This window comes from Tabrizicola sp., assembly GCF_030694085.1.
Lineage (GTDB): Bacteria > Pseudomonadota > Alphaproteobacteria > Rhodobacterales > Rhodobacteraceae > Tabrizicola.
The window spans coordinates 581513-597871 of record NZ_JAUXZE010000035.1 but is presented as its reverse complement, the minus strand read 5'-3'; the positions used below and the strand labels follow the sequence as shown (position 1 = coordinate 597871).

At 64.3% G+C, this 16359-nt stretch carries 15 protein-coding genes; 10 read left to right on the top strand and 5 right to left on the bottom strand.

Going from position 1 to position 16359, the window contains the following annotated elements:
- The first annotated feature begins 48 nt into the window (after positions 1–48).
- On the top strand, positions 49–1548 hold the full coding sequence (locus Q8M85_RS07980; RefSeq protein ID WP_305542607.1) for a bifunctional UDP-sugar hydrolase/5'-nucleotidase: 1500 nt from the start codon (positions 49–51) through the stop codon (positions 1546–1548).
- A gap of 96 nt (positions 1549–1644) precedes the next feature.
- Here Q8M85_RS07980 and Q8M85_RS07975 read toward each other — a convergent pair whose 3' ends face one another.
- Positions 1645–1995 carry a VOC family protein gene (locus Q8M85_RS07975; RefSeq protein ID WP_305542604.1) on the bottom strand — a complete coding sequence of 117 codons (351 nt, stop codon included), beginning with the start codon at positions 1993–1995 and terminating at the stop codon, positions 1645–1647.
- Positions 1996–2136: 141 nt separating this feature from the next.
- Here Q8M85_RS07975 and Q8M85_RS07970 point away from each other — a divergent pair, with 141 nt between their 5' ends.
- Positions 2137–2793, top strand: a complete 657-nt coding sequence (locus Q8M85_RS07970; protein WP_305542601.1) for an SOS response-associated peptidase — start codon at positions 2137–2139, stop codon at positions 2791–2793.
- A 7-nt stretch (positions 2794–2800) separates the two neighbouring features.
- Here Q8M85_RS07970 and Q8M85_RS07965 read toward each other — a convergent pair whose 3' ends face one another.
- A complete protein-coding gene (locus tag Q8M85_RS07965) occupies positions 2801–3727 on the bottom strand; it encodes a helix-turn-helix domain-containing protein (protein WP_305542599.1) in 927 nt (308 codons plus the stop codon).
- A gap of 170 nt (positions 3728–3897) precedes the next feature.
- Here Q8M85_RS07965 and Q8M85_RS07960 point away from each other — a divergent pair, with 170 nt between their 5' ends.
- The 6 genes from Q8M85_RS07960 to Q8M85_RS07935 all read left to right on the top strand — a co-directional run bounded on the left by Q8M85_RS07960 (position 3898) and on the right by Q8M85_RS07935 (position 12723).
- Entirely contained in the window at positions 3898–5970 is a 2073-nt protein-coding gene (locus Q8M85_RS07960; protein WP_305542596.1) for an ABC transporter substrate-binding protein, read from the top strand.
- Between the two features lie 97 nt (positions 5971–6067).
- On the top strand, positions 6068–7096 hold the full coding sequence (locus Q8M85_RS07955) for an ABC transporter permease (protein WP_305542594.1): 1029 nt from the start codon (positions 6068–6070) through the stop codon (positions 7094–7096).
- Entirely contained in the window at positions 7093–8217 is a 1125-nt protein-coding gene (locus Q8M85_RS07950; RefSeq protein ID WP_305542591.1) for an ABC transporter permease, read from the top strand. Before Q8M85_RS07955 ends, Q8M85_RS07950 begins: the two co-directional genes overlap by 4 nt.
- Positions 8218–8224: 7 nt before the next feature.
- Positions 8225–9835 carry an ABC transporter ATP-binding protein gene (locus Q8M85_RS07945; RefSeq protein ID WP_305542588.1) on the top strand — a complete coding sequence of 537 codons (1611 nt, stop codon included), beginning with the start codon at positions 8225–8227 and terminating at the stop codon, positions 9833–9835.
- A 10-nt stretch (positions 9836–9845) separates the two neighbouring features.
- Positions 9846–11213, top strand: a complete 1368-nt coding sequence (locus tag Q8M85_RS07940) for an alpha-glucosidase/alpha-galactosidase (protein ID WP_305542585.1) — start codon at positions 9846–9848, stop codon at positions 11211–11213.
- 4 nt (positions 11214–11217) lie between these two features.
- Positions 11218–12723: a tryptophan halogenase family protein gene (locus Q8M85_RS07935; protein WP_305542582.1), complete on the top strand. Its 1506-nt coding sequence runs from the start codon at positions 11218–11220 to the stop codon at positions 12721–12723.
- An 80-nt stretch (positions 12724–12803) separates the two neighbouring features.
- On the opposite strand, the gene Q8M85_RS07930 is transcribed toward Q8M85_RS07935, so the two are convergent.
- Entirely contained in the window at positions 12804–13670 is an 867-nt protein-coding gene (locus tag Q8M85_RS07930; RefSeq protein WP_305542579.1) for an AraC family transcriptional regulator, read from the bottom strand.
- An 83-nt stretch (positions 13671–13753) separates the two neighbouring features.
- On the opposite strand from Q8M85_RS07930, the gene Q8M85_RS07925 reads away from it, so the two are divergent.
- Positions 13754–14851: a hypothetical protein gene (locus tag Q8M85_RS07925; protein WP_305542576.1), complete on the top strand. Its 1098-nt coding sequence runs from the start codon at positions 13754–13756 to the stop codon at positions 14849–14851.
- Here Q8M85_RS07925 and Q8M85_RS07920 read toward each other — a convergent pair.
- Both Q8M85_RS07920 and Q8M85_RS07915 read right to left on the bottom strand, forming a co-directional pair.
- A complete protein-coding gene (locus Q8M85_RS07920; RefSeq protein ID WP_305542574.1) occupies positions 14752–15084 on the bottom strand; it encodes a transcriptional regulator in 333 nt (110 codons plus the stop codon). The two genes, Q8M85_RS07925 and Q8M85_RS07920, sit on opposite strands and share 100 nt — an antisense overlap.
- 105 nt (positions 15085–15189) lie before the next feature.
- Positions 15190–15798 (bottom strand): TetR/AcrR family transcriptional regulator, encoded by a 609-nt coding sequence (locus Q8M85_RS07915; RefSeq protein WP_305542571.1) that lies wholly within the window; start codon positions 15796–15798, stop codon positions 15190–15192.
- Positions 15799–15893: 95 nt separating this feature from the next.
- Here Q8M85_RS07915 and Q8M85_RS07910 point away from each other — a divergent pair, with 95 nt between their 5' ends.
- The gene (locus Q8M85_RS07910; protein WP_305542568.1) at positions 15894–16358 is read left to right on the top strand and encodes a (2Fe-2S)-binding protein; all 465 of its coding nucleotides are present in this window, start codon (positions 15894–15896) and stop codon (positions 16356–16358) included.
- The last annotated feature ends 1 nt before the right edge of the window (position 16359 follow it).

Here is a 16359-nt window from a genome sequence, read left to right as displayed (position 1 = left end):
TCGCCCCGGGCGCAGTCTTGGAGTGCACACCGTCACAGGAGACTCGCGATGCACATGATTTCGAGACTTGCGATTGCCGCTGCCCTGGTTGCAACGACCGCTGATGCCGAGACCGTCAAGCTGACCTTGCTGGGCGTGGGTGACGTCTACAACTTCGAAGAGGAAGACGGACGTGGCGGCTTTGCACGGCTGAACGCGGTCGCCAGGGCCGAACGCGCGGCCAATCCGAACACGCTGTATCTGTTCAACGGCGACATGCTGAGCCCGTCGCTCGCCTCGGGGTTCGACCAAGGGCAGAATACCGTCGATTTCACCAATCTGGTGCCCTTCGATCTGGCGGTGCCTGGAAACCATGAGTTCGACTTCGGGCCGGAAAACTTCATGGAGAAGATGCAGGCGTCGAAATACCCCTGGGCGGCGATCAACATCACAAACGACGACGGGTCGGCCATCGAAGGGCTGGGCGGCGTAATGGTGAAGGAGGTCGGAGGTCTGAAGGTCGCGCTGATTCCGGTGGCGCAGGATACTTCGCCCGAAGTGTCGTCCACGGGCAGCTTGAAGTTCCTGCCGACGGTGGAAACCGGGGTCGCAGCGGCCCAGAAGGCGCGCGAAGAGGGCGCGGATATCGTCGTGGGGGTGGTGCAGACCAACATGGAGAACGACCGGGCCCTGATGGCAAGCGGAGCGTTCGACGTGATCCTGTCGGGCGACGACCATTCCTATGCCACGGCCTATGACGGGCGCACGGCCTATGTCGAGACGTCGATTGACGGGCAGTTCCTGTCGCCCATCGATCTCATGGTCGAGGTGGAGGCAAAGGATGACGGAACGCGCCAGATCAGCTGGGTGCCTGCGTTCCGATTCATCGACACGGCGACGGTGACGCCGGACCCGGAGTCGGTGGCGATGGCCGATGCCCTGCGGGCGACGATGGATGAAAACCTGAACGTCGAGATCGGGACGGTCGAGGCCCCCCTGGACAGCCGCCGGAATGTCGTGCGCGCAGAGGAGGCGACGATGGGCAACCTGATCACCGACGCTTTGCGCGATGCGACTGGGGCCGACATCGCAATCATGAACGGGGGCGGTATCCGGGGCGACACGACCTATGAGGCAGGCCGCAAGCTGACGCGGCGCGACATCCTGACCGAGTTGCCGTTCGGCAATACCACGGTGGTGACGGAACTGCCGGGGTCCCAGGTGCTGCTGGCGCTGGAGAATGGCGTCTCCCAGGTCGAGAAGGGCGCAGGTCGGTTCGCGCAGGTTTCTGGCCTGACGTTTGCCTTTGATGCTTCGGCCCCTGCGGGATCGCGGGTCAGCGAGGTGATGGTGGGTGGCGCGCCCCTGGAGGCGGACAAGCTCTACAAGGTGGCGGTGAATGACTACATCGTCGGCGGTGGTGATGGCTATGCCAGCTTGGGCGGTGGTCGGATCATCACGGATGGGCCGACGGGGCAGCTCGTGGCCAATGACGTGATGGCCTATGTCGAGAAGCTGGGGACGGTGAAGGTTGCCGTCGAGGGCCGGATCAGGAAGCTGGGGCAATGAAGCTGGGGCAATAGCGCCAGGGACTGCTCGTCGCTTCCTTCGGTCGCTCCTCGCGGGCAGGCGTGCGAGGAGAAGCCGAAGGCGCACGACGAGGGGTCAGCGAACCACGGAGTGAAACGCAAGGTCCCGGTCTTCGTCATCCTTGAAGAACGCCATCCATTCCTCGGCCCCGTCTGGATGCCTGTGGATCATGTGCGGGGTGCCGGTCGTCCGGGCGCCCCGTTCGTTCAGTGCGATATGTGCGGCGGCGATGTCGGGGGTGGCGAGGTAGAGGATATCGGCTTCCTCGCGATTGCCGGTTTCCCGCAGCATCAGTCGGACAGGTCCGAGGTCAAAGAAGGCAAGGCCGGGGAAGGCATACAGTTCGGTCATGCCGAGGGTGTCGCGCCAGAAGGCGCGGGCTCGGTCCAGGTTTTCAACGCGCCGGGAGACTTGCGACAGCGGCATGGTGGCCTCCAATAAGGTCAGAATAGCGCGGAACGGTGCGTCGGTCATCTGTCCGAGCGACGGTGTCGGGCGATCGGCGGCACCGCGCGGCTTGCCGGCCCCTGACTTGGTCTTTGGCCGGGGATCGCCTATCTTTGCGCCATGTGCGGACGCTTCACCATCACCCACCCGAACGAGGCGCTGGCCGCGTTGTTCGACGCCGTGCCGGGGAACGATCTGCCGGCGGGGCCGAACTTCAACGTGTGCCCCACCAACCCGGTCGTGGTGGTCACCTCCGAGGGCGGGGTGCGGCGGCTGCGGGCGATGCGCTGGGGGTTCATCCCGTCGTGGTACAAGGCGCCGAACGACGGGCCGCTGATCATCAACGCGCGGTCCGACACGGTGGCGACCAAGCCCGCCTTCAAGGCCGCCGTCCGCGAGCGGCGCTGCATCGTCCCCGCGAGTGGCTTCTATGAATGGAGCGAGGGCGAGAAGGGCGCGCGGCTGCCCTGGTATTTCACCCGCGCGGACGGCCTGCCGATGGCGCTGGCGGGCGTCTGGCAGCGCTGGGGCGACATGGACACGGTGGCCATCGTGTCAACCGAGGCAGGGCCCGGCATGGCAGAGATCCATCACCGCGAGCCGGTCGTGCTGGAGCGCGCGGCTTGGCCGCTCTGGCTGGGCGAGGCCGGGCATGGGGCAGCGGTGCTGATGCGCGCGTCGGAGGCCGGAGTGCTGACCACGCCCTACCGGGTCGGCGTGGCGGTGAATTCGAATCGGGCGTCGGGTCCTGCATTGATCGAGCCGGTCGCAGCCTGACACCGGGTCAGCGCAGGTCCATCTGCACATAATGCTGCCGCAAGGCCGCGGGCGGCATGCCGTAATTGGTGCGGAACTGGGCGTAGAACTGGGTCAGGGAACTGAAGCCGCATTGCTCGGCCACGTCCGAGACCGCAATCGAACTTTCGACCAGCAGCGCCCGCGCCCGCATCAGGCGCATCCGGTTGATGAACATCTTCAACGGCACCTGCATCGTCCGGGAAAACAGCGTCAGGGCGTAGTTTTCGTGCAGGCCGGTAACCTGCGTCACCTGGGCGTTCAAGAGCGGCTTGTCGAGGTTCTCCAGCACGAAGCGGACCATGTCGATGACGTGCCGGACATGGGCGGAGCTGAGGTTCCGGTCGGTGCCGATTTCGTGCTGAGGCGGGCGGAGGAAGTCGAAGCCGGTGATGGAGGCGCGGCGGAAAAGGGCGTTCAGCTCCATCTTTACGATCTCGGCCCGCTCGAAATCGCCTGACCGGTAGTCGAAATACCAACGCTGCATCAACCCAGCGTCGCAAAGCGATTCGGGCAGCATCACCATTCCGCGCCCGATCATGGCGGCCTGCAACGCCATGATGTGGCGCATCTGCAGGAAGCTGTCGAGCGGCAGGTAGATGTTGGCGAGTTTGACCGGCTGGTCGTCTACCGGCTGGATGGCGGTCAACTGGTGCGGCACGCCGGCCCAGAAAAGGATCAGCCGGTTTTCGGGCAGGATCAGCCGAGTGCCGTCGATGTCGTAGGCCATTCGGAAATTTGCGGCGAAATTCAACTCGATATGCCCGTGCCAATGCGGCTGCGGCATCACCACAGGTTCAAAGATACGGATGCCGAAACGGCCAAAGGCGCGGAGCTGCGAATAGAAGTGCCGGTCATGGCTGGGGACCGGCATAGGGTTCCGGCGCGCGCGCGCACTGTCCTTGAGGTCGTCCATCCTCTTCCATCCAATCTTAGAAAACCGGAAAACAATCTGACAAACCGATATTGCTGAACGGCGCCCAATTCCGCAACCTTGGACTGTGCCGGTCAGGGGGGAGGATATCTCTGCCCGGCAGTCGCAGCATAACGATCAACCGACTACACGTGTTGGCCAAGGGAGGAAACATGACGTTCCAGGTCCGGCGCGCCGCGATTGCGGCGCTGTTGCTGGGGGTATCTGCAGGGGCAGTGCAGGCCGAGATGGCTGCACCGACCGCTCCGCCAGAGCCACCGAAATTCGAGGCGCAGACCGAACCGGTCTACGTGAACCGCGCGGACATCTTCGAGTTCAAGGCCCTGCCGGCCTATTCCGAACCGGCCTGGGTCACGGCGTTTGTCGATGCAGGCAAGCTGCCTGCCGTGGCCGAGCGCCTGCCGAAGGAACCGCTGGTCTACAAGACTGCGAACATGCCCGACGGCCCTGGCGTTTACGGCGACGTGATGCGCCATGTGATTGGCGGGCGGCCCGAGGGCTGGAACTTCTGGGCGGGCCAGTCCTATGGCTGGGGCGGCATCGACATTGGCCTGGTCGAGTGTCTGACGCGGACGGGTCCCTTGTTCACCGTCAACTCGACCGATCTGCAACCTTTGCCGAACCTGGCGAAAAGCTGGGAATGGTCCGAGGACGGCAAGACCCTGACGATCAAGCTGATCGAGGGCGCCAAGTGGTCGGACGGCGACGCCTTCGACGTCGAGGACATCGAGTTCTACTGGAACGACGTGATCATGGACGAGAACGTCACTCCGCTGATGGGGGCCAGCCCGGCGACCTACAACGATGCGACCTTTGCGGCGGTGGACCCCTACACCTTCACGCTGACCTTCGCTGACGCCTTCCCCGAGCAGGTGCTTTACGCGATGGCCTACGGCAACTTCTGCCCCGGCCCGGCCCACGTGCTGAAGCCGAAGCATCCGAAGCACGGCGGCGAAAGCTATGAGGCCTTCCTGAACGCCTTCCCGTCGGACTTCATGAACTTCCCGACGATGGGCGCCTGGGTTGTGGTGGAACACCGTCCCGATGACATCGTGGTGAAACGCCGCAACCCCTATTACTGGAAGGTCGACGAGACCGGCCAGCAGCTGCCCTACCTGGACGAGATGCATTTCCGGCTGTCGACCTGGGGTGACCGCGACGTGCAGGCCGTGGCGGGGACCGGCGACTTCTCGAACCTTGAGCAGCCTGAGAACTACGTCGAAAGCCTGAAGAAGGCCGCCGATCCGGCAAGCCCGGCGCGTCTGGCCTTCGGACCTAGGTCGATCGGGTATCAGATGTTCTTCAACCAGTCGGCGAACGGCTGGGGAGAACCTGACGCCCGGGCGCAAGCGGTGCGCGAGCTGAACCGGAACCTCGATTTCCGCAAGGCCGTCACTTACGGGATGGACCGGCAGCGGCTGGGCGACAGCCTGGTGAAGGGTCCGTTCACGGCGCCCTATGCCGGGGGTCTGCTGACCTCGACCTCGTTCTATGATCCAGCCTCGACTGTGTTCTACGGCTTCGACCAGGCCAGTGCGACAGCGGCACTGGCGGCTGCGGGGCTGACCGACACGGATGGGAACGGGGTCGTGAACCTGCCCGAGGGCGGCGATCTTACCGTGACGCTTCTGGTCAATGCCGACTATGCCACCGACAAGAACCTCGCCGAAGGTGTCGTCGCCATGATGTCTGACGTGGGCATCAAGGTCACGCTCAACAGCCTGACGGGCAAGGACTATGACAACGCCCGCGATGCTGGCGCATGGGACTGGCTTGTCCGGCGCAATGATCAGGAGTTCGTCTCTGTGGTGCAGGGAACCGAGCGTCTGGCACCCGTTGGACCGATGACCGCGGTCTGGCACCGTGCGAACGGCGCCGGCGAGATGGACCTGCTGCCCTACGAACAAGAGCTTGTCGACGCGATCAAAGCCTTTACCGGCAGCCGTGATCCGGCCGCCAAGATCGAGGCGATGAAGACCTGGCAGAAGACCTTCACCGAAAACGTGGCGGCCGTCGGCCTGACCGCCTATCCGGGGGCGCTGATCATCAACAAGCGCTTCGCCAACATCCCGGCAGGGGCTCCGATCTTCATGTACAACTGGGCCGAGGACAACATCATCCGGGAACGGGTGTTCGTGCCGGCGGACCAGCAGATCGGGGCTGAATTGCATCCGCAGACCTTGCCGGGGGCGCCCGGCTCGGCCGGGCCGGTCGCGGCGAACTAAGGGTTTCCTCCCGAAGTCCGGGGGCGGCAGACGACCGCCGCCCCCGGACACTTCAGACTTCACCCGTTCCTTCCCCTCCACTGGCAGGTGACCCGCGATGCTGGGCTTTCTTGGCGTCCGCCTGATGCAATCGGTGCCGGTCCTGATCGTGATGAGCTTCATCACCTTCATGATCATCCAGGCCCCGCCGGGCGACTATGGCGACTTCATCCGCACCAACATGATCGTCCAGGGCGGCGCCTCGCCCGAGGCCGCTTCCGCTGCAGCCGAACAATACCGCGAGAAGCACGGGCTGAATGATCCCCTGCTTTTGCAATACGGCTACTGGATCTGGGGTATCGTCTCGCGCGGCGACTTCGGCCAGTCCTATGCCTACAACAAGCCGGTGGCCGAGATCCTGGCGCAGCGCCTGCCGCCGACCATCGCTATCGCGCTGATCTGTCACTTGCTGGCGACCGTCATCGGCGTCGGCTTCGGCATCCTGGCCGCGACCCGGCAATACACCTGGGTCGACACGGTGCTGTCCTTCGTCTCGTTCATGGGCATGACGATCCCGCGCTTTCTTCTGGCGCTGATCATCCTGTACATCCTGGTCTTCAAGCTGAACGTGCAGGAGATCGGGTCGTTCTACTCCTCGCGCTATGGCGGGCAGCCCTATTGGCAGGGCTTCCTCGACTTCAACTGGGAGAAGCTGTGGAACCTGATCCAGCATGTCTGGCCGGTTATCGCGGTGGCGACCTTCGGGGGGCTGGCCTACAACATGCGAGTGATGCGGGCGAACCTTCTGGACACGCTGAACGCACAATACATCGAGACGGCGCGGGCCAAGGGCCTGGGCGAAGGCGCGGTGATCATGCGCCACGCGGTCCCCAATGCGCTGCATCCGCTGGTCGCCTATCAGGGCGTCGTCCTGCCCTACATGCTGACCGGGGAGATCGAAGTGGCGATCGTCTTCGGCCTGGCGACCATCGGCCCGGCGATCGTGGGGTCTATGGCGATCGGCGATGTCTACGTCACCGCCACGCTGATGCTGGTCCTGGGGGCGACGCTGATCATTGGCAACATCATCGCCGACCTGTTGCTGGCGCTGCTTGATCCGCGCATCCGGGTGGGGGGTGACAAATGACCCTGGTCCACGAAGGCGAGGCCGCAGACGGGCGGCTGTCCACCGTTTCCTCGACCTCGCAAAGCTATCGGGCGCTGGTCTGGCGGCGGTTCCGCAAGTCGGTACCGGGGATGCTGGGGCTGATCCTCGTTGCGATGCTGTTCACCATGTCGATCTTCGCCGAGTTCTTCGCGCCGCAGAACCCCAGGGCCAACGGCGCCTCCTTTGCGCCGCCGGACCAGATCAGCTTTTTCACCAAGGATGGCTTCACCCTCTGGCCGGTGGTCTATTCCATCAACGAAAGCGAGGAGCTGGACCCGATCACCTTCCAGCCTCTGATGGGTCCCGACCTTGACAATCCGCGCCCGCTTGCCTTTTTCGTCGACGGGTGGGAGTACAAGTACCTGGGCTTCATTCCGATGAACACGCATTTCATCGGGCTGTCGGACGGCACTCCGCTGCGGCTTCTGGGGACAGACAAGCTGGGCCGCGATATCCTGTCGCGTGGGATCATTGGCAGCCGGATCACGCTGGTCATCGCGCTGACCTCGATCACACTTATCACAATTACCGGCACGCTTCTGGGCATCACCTCGGGCTATATCGGCGGTCGCTTCGACATGTGGTTCCAGCGCTTTGTCGAGATCGTCCTCGCCTTCCCGCAGCTTCCCCTTTACCTGACGCTGACAACCCTGATCCCGGTCACCGCGCCGTCCCCGGTTTTCATAGCCTTCGTGATCCTTGTCATCGCGGGCCTTGGCTGGGCGCAGCTATCGCGGGAGGTCCGGTCGAAGACGATGTCGATGGCGCGGATCGATTACGTGCGGGCGGCGCAAGCCGTGGGCGCCTCGGACACCCGGATCGTGACGCGGCACATTCTGCCGAACGTGATGAGCCATGTGATCGTGTCGATCACGCTGGGTATTCCGGCCATCGTGCTGCTGGAGTCGTTCCTGGGTTATCTCGGCTTTGCCGTGAAGCCGCCGCTGATTTCCTGGGGGCTGATGTTGCAGGACGCCTCGACCTTTTCGGTCATCGGGTCCTATCCGTGGATCCTTTCGCCCGTCGGTTTCATCCTGCTCGCAGTCTTCGCCTTCAACGCGCTGGGCGACGGCTTGCGCGATGCCATTGATCCGTATTGAGGGTGCCATGAACGATATCGTCATCGAGGCCCGCAAGATCGGCGTCACCTTCAAGGTCGACGGGGGCAGTATCGAGGCCGTCAAGGACGTCTCCTTCACGCTGAGAAAGGGCCAGACAATCGCCTTGGTGGGCGAATCCGGCAGCGGGAAGTCGGTGACGGCCCGGGCGATCATGCGGCTACTGTCGAAGCGCGCCACGGTCAACCCGCAGACCGAAATCCTGTATGCGGGGCGCAACATGGCGACCTTGTCGCCGGTCGAGATGCGGCGGCTGCGCGGCAACCGGCTGTCGATGATCTTCCAGGAGCCGATGTCTTCTCTTAACCCGGTCTACACCATAGGCAACCAGATCGCCGAGGTCCTGCGCATCCACAACCGGATGTCCAGGGTCGAGGCGAAGGCAAAGGCGCTGGCGCTTCTCAAGGATGTGCAGATCCCCGAGCCAGAGGCGCGGCTGAACCAGTATCCGCACCAGCTGTCCGGCGGGCAGCGCCAGCGGGTGATGATCGCGATGGCACTGGCGAACAACCCGGACGTCCTGATCGCGGATGAGCCGACGACCGCGCTGGACGTGACGGTGCAGGCAGAAATCCTGAACCTTATCCGGGCGTTGAAAGACAAGACCGGCCTTGCGGTGATTTTGATCACCCATGACCTGACGGTCGTGCGACAGTTTGCCGACCATGTCTATGTCATGCAGCACGGCGAGGTGCAGGAGTCCGGCCCGACCGAGCAGATATTCTCTGCGCCGACCCATCCCTACACGAAGCGGCTTCTTGGGTCCGAGCCGAAGGGTCAGGCTGATCCGGCGCAGGTCGGGACGGAAACCGTGCTGGAAGGCCGCAACATCCGCGTGACCTACAACCTGCGCAAGGGGGGGGCCTTCCGGGGCACCTGGTCCAAGCTGCAAGCTGTGGACGGCCTTTCCTTGCAGCTGAAACGTGGCGAGACGCTGGGCTTGGTGGGAGAAAGCGGTAGCGGCAAGACGACCTTCGGCCAGGCACTTCTGCGGCTGAACTCGCTGACCGAGGGCGAGGTCGATTTCCTGGGCCACCGTATCGACGGGCTGGACCGCAAGGGCATGAACCCGTTCCGCAATCGGATGCAGATCGTGTTCCAGGACCCGTTCTCCAGCCTGAACCCCCGCATGTCGGTGCGCCAGATCATCGAGGAAGGCCTGATCGTCAACCAGCTTGGCCGCACGCGCGCCGACCGCGAGGAGCGCGTGAAACAGGCGCTGCGCGACGCGGGGCTGCCGGACACGATACTCTCCCGCTTCCCGCATGAGTTTTCCGGCGGCCAGCGCCAGCGCCTTGCAATCGCCCGCGCAATCGCGCTGGAGCCGGAGTTCATCCTGCTGGACGAACCGACCAGCGCGCTGGACCTGTCCGTCCAGGCCCAGATCATCGAGCTTCTGCGCGGATTGCAGCGCGAGAAGGCACTGAGTTACCTGTTCATCAGCCACGACCTGAAGGTCGTCAGGGCGCTCTGCCACCGAGTCATCGTCATGCAGAACGGCCGGATCGTCGAGCAGGGCCCGGTCGAGGCCGTACTGGAACGTCCGACCACCGACTACACCCGCCGCCTTGTGAAGGCGGCCTTCGAAATCGCAGCCTAAAGGAACGACCATGCCCACCCCCGTCATCACCTTCATCGGCGCCGGATCGGCCGTCTTCACCAAGAATATCGCCGGGGACATCCTGTCGCGCCCGGCGCTTGCGGGGGCGGAAATCCGGCTGATGGACATCAACCCCGAGCGGCTTGGGGAATCCGAGATCATCGTCGGCAAGCTGGCCCAGACGCTGGGCGGGAAAGCTTCGGTCAAGACCTACACCAGCCAGAAGCGCGCTCTGACCGGGGCGGATTTCGTCGTCTGCTGCTTCCAGGTCGGCGGCTACGACCCCTGCACGATCACCGACTTCGAGGTGCCAAAGAAGTTCGGCCTGCGCCAGACCATCGCTGACACGCTGGGGATCGGCGGCATCATGCGCGGTATTCGCACCGTTCCGCACCTGTGGTCGATCTGCGAGGACCTGCTGGAGGTCGCCCCCAACGCGATCATGCTGCAATACGTGAACCCGATGGCGATCAACACCTGGGCCATCGCGGCGAAATATCCGACGATCCGGCAGGTGGGCCTGTGCCACTCGGTTCAGGGGACGGCCTATGAACTGGCGCGTGACCTGGAGCTTCCGGTTGACGAGATCCGCTACCGCGCGGCCGGGATCAACCACATGGCCTTCTACCTGACCTTCGAGCACCGTCAGGCGGACGGCACCTACCGCAACCTTTACCCCGACCTGGTCAAGGGCTACCGCGAGGGGCGGTTCCCGAAGCCCAGCCACTGGAACCCGCGCTGCCCGAACAAGGTGCGCTACGAGATGCTGACCCGGCTGGGGTATTTCGTGACCGAGTCTTCCGAGCACTTTGCCGAGTATACCCCGTGGTTCATCAAGCGCGACCGGCCGGACCTGATCGAGAGGTTCGGCATCCCGCTGGACGAATATCCCAAGCGTTGCATCGAACAGATCGCGCGCTGGAAGAAGGAAGCCGAAGCGTTGAAGTCGGCGAACACGGTCGAGGTGAAGGAAAGCCACGAATACGCATCCGAGATCGTGAACTCGGTCGTGACGGGCGAGCCTTCGGTGATCTATGGCAACATCGGCAACCGCGGCTACATCCCGCAATTGCCCGAGGGGTGCGCCGTGGAAGTGCCGGTGCTGGTCGACAGCAGCGGTCTGCAGCCGACCATCGTGCATGACATCCCGCCACAGCTGATCGGGCTGATGCGGACCAACATCAACGTGCAGGACCTGACGGTGCAGGCGCTGCTGACCGAGAACCCCGAGCACATCTATCACGCCGCCATGCTGGACCCCCACACCGGGGCCGAACTGGACCTGGACCAGATCTGGGCGTTGACAACCGAACTGCTGGAGGCTCACGGCGACTGGCTGCCGGAATGGGCGCGGGTCCCGGTACGGAAGGCGGGCTAGGGTAATGTGGCCGCGTCGCATCTGCGTGGTGGGGGGCGGCACGGCCGGCTGGCTGGCCGCCATGATGCTGGGCGACAGCGCCCGGCGTGCGGGCCACGCTTGCGACATCACGGTCATCGAGTCCTCGAAGATCGGGACCATCGGGGTGGGGGAGGGCACCACCGCCGTCTTCCGCCAGATGCTTCAGCACTTCGGGCTGGACGAGGCCGAGTTCCTGGCCGCCACCGGGGCCACGATCAAGTTCGGCATCCGCCACCGCGACTGGCGGAGGAAGGGGCACAGCTACGACGGCCCCATCGACGACCCGCACCGGGTGGCCGGGTTCGACGTCAACGCGTTGGACGTCTACCAGGTGAGCCAGGGCGAAAGCGTGGGCGAGACGCATCTTTTCCAGCACCTTCTGAACGCCAACCGCAGCCCCTTTGCGATGGTCGGCGGGCGGCGGGTGCCGATCGGCCCCTATCACCACGCCTTCCACTTCGACCAGGCGCTTGCGGGGAAATGGCTGCGGTCGAAGGCCAAGGCCATCGCGACGATTGATGACCAGGTGCAAAGCGTCGACCGGCACCCCGAGACCGGGCACATCATTGCCCTGGGGCTGGAGGGCGGCACGAAGGTCGAGGCGGACCTCTATGTTGATTGCACCGGCTTCCGCCGCGCCCTCATCGGGCCGATGGGGGCTGGTTGGGTCAGCTACCGCGGCACCCTGCCGGTGAATCGGGCGATTCCGTTCTGGCTGGACATCCCGGAGGGCGAGGAGATCGAGCCCTGCACTCTGGCCTGGGCGCAAGGGGCGGGCTGGATGTGGAAGATCCCGACGCAGGGGCGCTATGGCTGCGGCTATGTGTTCTCGGACGCGCACGTGACCCCGGATCAGGCCAAGGCCGAGATCGAGGGGGTGCTGGGGCACCCGGTCGAGGTCAGGAACGACATCAGGATCGACGCGGGCCGTCTGGAGAAGCAGTGGATCGGAAACTGTGTGGCGCTTGGCCTGTCGTCAAGCTTCCTGGAACCTCTGGAGGCGACCTCGATCCACGGCACGGTCGTGCAGCTGATGCTTTTGTCCTCGGTGCTGTCCAACCCGGACGACCGGGCGCAGTCTGCCTTCAACGCTGCAGCTGCCCGGCAGGTCGACGATTTCCGTGACTTCATCCGGCTGCACTATGTCAGCGAACGCCGGGACACGGCCTTCTGGCAGGACGTGGCGGGGTCCCTGCCCGACCCGCTGGCCGAACGTCTTGCGCTTTGGCGGCAGAAGGTGCCGGGACCCGAGGACTTCCAGCCCTTCCCGATGGGCCTGCCACATACCGACCACCATCTGCATGTCCCCGTGCTGGACGGGCTGGGCCTGCTGAACCCCCAGGCCGCGAAGGACTGGCTGGCCGAGCGCCCGAAGCTGCGCGCCAATGCCCGCCGGTCGGCGCGGTCGCTTGCCACCGAATACCGGCTGGCCGCGCGGCAGGCGATCCCGCACCGGGCCTTTCTGCAAGGGCTGGACGAACCCGCCTGAACCGCTCGTCGTGCGCCTTCGGCTTCACCACGCGGGGGCGACACCGACGAGACGCCGAAGGCGCACGAGGAGGCGGCCGATCAGACCGCCTCGTCCCGCATGGCGCGGAAGTCCCTTGGGGATATCCCACGATGGCGGCGGAAGGCTTTTGCCAGGTAGTTCGCTTCGGCAAAGCCGGTGGCTTGAGCGATCTCGGCGATCTTCATCTCCGAGGCGGTGAGGAGACGCTCCACCCGGTCCATGCGTCGGGCGAAGACGTGGTCCGAGGGCGGGACCCCGACCTCGGCGGCGAAGCGGCGGACGAAATGCGCGCGGCTCAGACCCGCGAGCTGGGCGAGGGCATCGACCCGCAGGTCGCCGCCAAGGTTGGCCTCGACATGTGCGAGGACCCGGGTCAGCTCGGGCGCCAGTGCCGCCCGAGGCACGGCGCCCTCGCCTGCAAAGGCCGTATCATGCAGGACGGCAAGCGCCTGGTACCCCAGAACTGCGGCCTGCGCCGGGCTGAAAGATCCGGTCAGCAGCGCGTGACAGGCTTCGGCCAACCTCGCCTCGCCCTCCGGTCCCGGTTGCAACACCGGCCCCGCGACGGCAAGGACCTCGCGCGCCAACCGCAGCGCCTCGCGGCCGGAAAGGATGAACCAGAAGTACTCCCAATGGCCGCCCCGCTCTAGCCAGTAGCGATGCGCGTGGGGCATTGTCACCAGCATGGTTTGACCCATGTGCAGCCGGTATCGCGCGCCTAAGAAGTCCAGCCGACCCTCGCCCAGGATGGTATGCTGGACCACCAGGAAGGGTTCGGTTCCCCGCTTCAGCCCATCCCAGCTGTACAGCTCGTTCCGGCGCTGTTCGTAGCCCACCGCCTCGGCCAGGACACCCAGCAAAGGGACCGATCCGCGCGGAGAAAGACTGCGGATGTCATGGCCGTGGGCAAGAAGGTTGGACAGCATGAAATTACCCTAATTGGCACAAGATTTCTCTACACCGCCTGGCCCCGCTGGCCTAGCCTTTTCGCAACAGGGGAGGCTGCACCATGCCATTCAAGCTTTGCATCATCGGCGCGGGCAGTGTCGGGTTCACCCGCAAGCTCTGCTCGGACATCCTGTCGGTTCCCGAGTTCGAGGGGATCGAGATCGCGCTTACGGACATCAGCCAGACGAACCTGGACATGATCGCGCAGATCCTGCGCAAGATGGTTCAGGTCAGCGGGCTGAAGACCAAGATCACCGCCACGACCGACCGGCGCCGTGCGCTGGAGGGGGCAAAATACGTGATGAACACGGTTCGCATCGGCGGGGTGGAGGCCTTTGCGACCGACATTGCGATCCCGTTGAAATACGGCGTCGACCAATGCGTTGGCGACACGATCTGCGCGGGTGGCATCCTCTATGGCCAACGCGGGATCGCTGCCATGCTCGACTTCTGCAAGGATATCCGTGAGGTTGCCACCTCGGACCACCTCCTTCTCAACTACGCCAACCCGATGGCGATGATGACCTGGGCGGCCATCGACCACGGTGGGGTCAACACAGTGGGTCTCTGCCACGGCGTGCAGAACGGCCACCGGCAGATCGCTGCTGCGCTTGGGGTGCCGATGGATGAGGTCGACATCGTCTGCTCGGGGATCAACCACCAGACCTGGTACCTCGACATCCGCCACAAGGGTCGGAAGATCGAAAAGGACGAGCTTCTGGCCGCCTTCGAACGCCATCCAGTCTTCTCGCGTCAGGAAAAGGTGCGGATCGACGTGCTGCGGCGGTTCGGGTTCTACTCGACGGAATCGAACGGGCACCTCAGCGAATACCTGCCGTGGTACCGCAAGCGCCGGGAGGACATCCCGAACTGGATCAGCACCGACGACTGGATCCATGGCGAGACCGGCGGCTACCTGCGCCACACGCGGGAGACGCGGAACTGGTTCGAGACCGAATTCCCGACGTTGCTGGCCGAGGCAGACAAACCCTTGTCATCGTGGAAGCGGACTGACGAACACGCCAGCCACATCATCGAAGCGCTGGAGACTGGCCGCGCTTATCGCGGGCATTTCAACGTGAAGAACCGCGGCGTGATCGGGGTCGGTTCCTTGAAGGCGATGAGCATTTCCGTGAAGGTCGAGGCGCAAATCTTCTGACTGCCCTTGCGGCCCTTCTCGGACCGTGTCTGGACCAGCCCGGCGTCCACAAGGATCTGCATGTTGGACGAGACCGTCGACTGCGGCAGGTCCAGTTCGTCGGACACCTGGTTGACGTTGCGTGGCCCCTTGCGCGTCAAGTGCTCAAGGATGCGAACCCGGACTTCGCTGGCGAGACTGCGTAGGATGTCCGGCCGCTCAAGTGGGTCGACGACAAGAATCTGGTTGGTCATGTGAGCACGCGGTTCTACTGACCCGTTCCGTATCAGGAATGTGGATGCAAATAAAGCCAGTCATGTTCGACAGCATGGTGTGGACTGCACGTGGCATGGTGCCGCTTAACTGCTAAGCGCCTTGCCGAAGATCGCGGCCACGCGGGCCTGCGCCGCGCGGTAGTCGGCGAAGCCCGTGGCGAAGGCCTTGATCCCGAACTTCGTCGCCATCACCGTCCGTGCAATCTCGTCGGCGGTGGCGTTCAGGCCGGTCAGAGTCATCCTGCCCTCGGCAACGCCATGCCGTATCCAGTCGGCCAGGTGGCTTGTGATGCGGGCATAGGCCGCTTCGACCGCAGGCTGCGTGAATGGCGAGTTCGACGACAGAATCTCGTCGGCGTGAGGCGAATTCAGCATGGCTTCCACTGCGTCGCCGTCGATGGCGTGGAAGGCGGCCAGCAGGATCTCTGCCGGGGGGCCGGGGCGGGCCAGAACCCGCTCAACCGCCTTTTCCGAGCGTTCGAAATGGATGCGGACCAAGGCGTTGAAGATGTGGTCCTTGCCCTCGTAATGCAGATAAAGTGCTGGACGCGACATGCCCGCGACCTTGGCGATGTCGGCCATCGAGGTCCGGCGCAGCCCGTAGCGGGCAAAACATTCGAAGGCCGCGCGCAGGATTGCGGCTTCCTTCGGATCAATGGGCGGTTCAACTTCGGCTGTCACGGCGGGTGTCATGGCGCCAGTCTAGGGAAGCCTAGCCGATAGGTCAAACAGGCGTTGACACAATGACACATAAAGTCCAAAGTGTCAGGAACCAAGGGAGTCCATCGATGAGCTTTACCCTGTCAATCAACGGCGTCGCGCGCCAGGTCGATCTGCCGGACGATGTCCCGCTGCTGTGGGCGCTGCGCGATGGTCTTGGGCTGACAGGGACCAAGTTCGGCTGCGGTGTTGCGGCCTGCGGGGCCTGCACGGTGCTGATCGACGGCCAGGCGGTGCGGTCCTGCCAGGTGCCGCTTTCGGATGCCGTGGGAGAGATCACCACCATCGAAGGGCTGGGCCAACCCGGCGCACTTGCTCCGCTGCAGGCGGCCTGGGTCAAGCATCAGGTGGCGCAGTGCGGCTACTGTCAGTCGGGGCAGATCATGCAGGCGGCGGCGCTTCTGGCGCAGGTCCCCGAGCCGACGGATCAGGACATCGACGACGCCATGCAGGGCAACCTGTGCCGCTGCGGCACCTACCCCCGCATCCGGGCCGCGATCCTGGATGCTGCGCAGATCATGAAGGCAGGCTGAC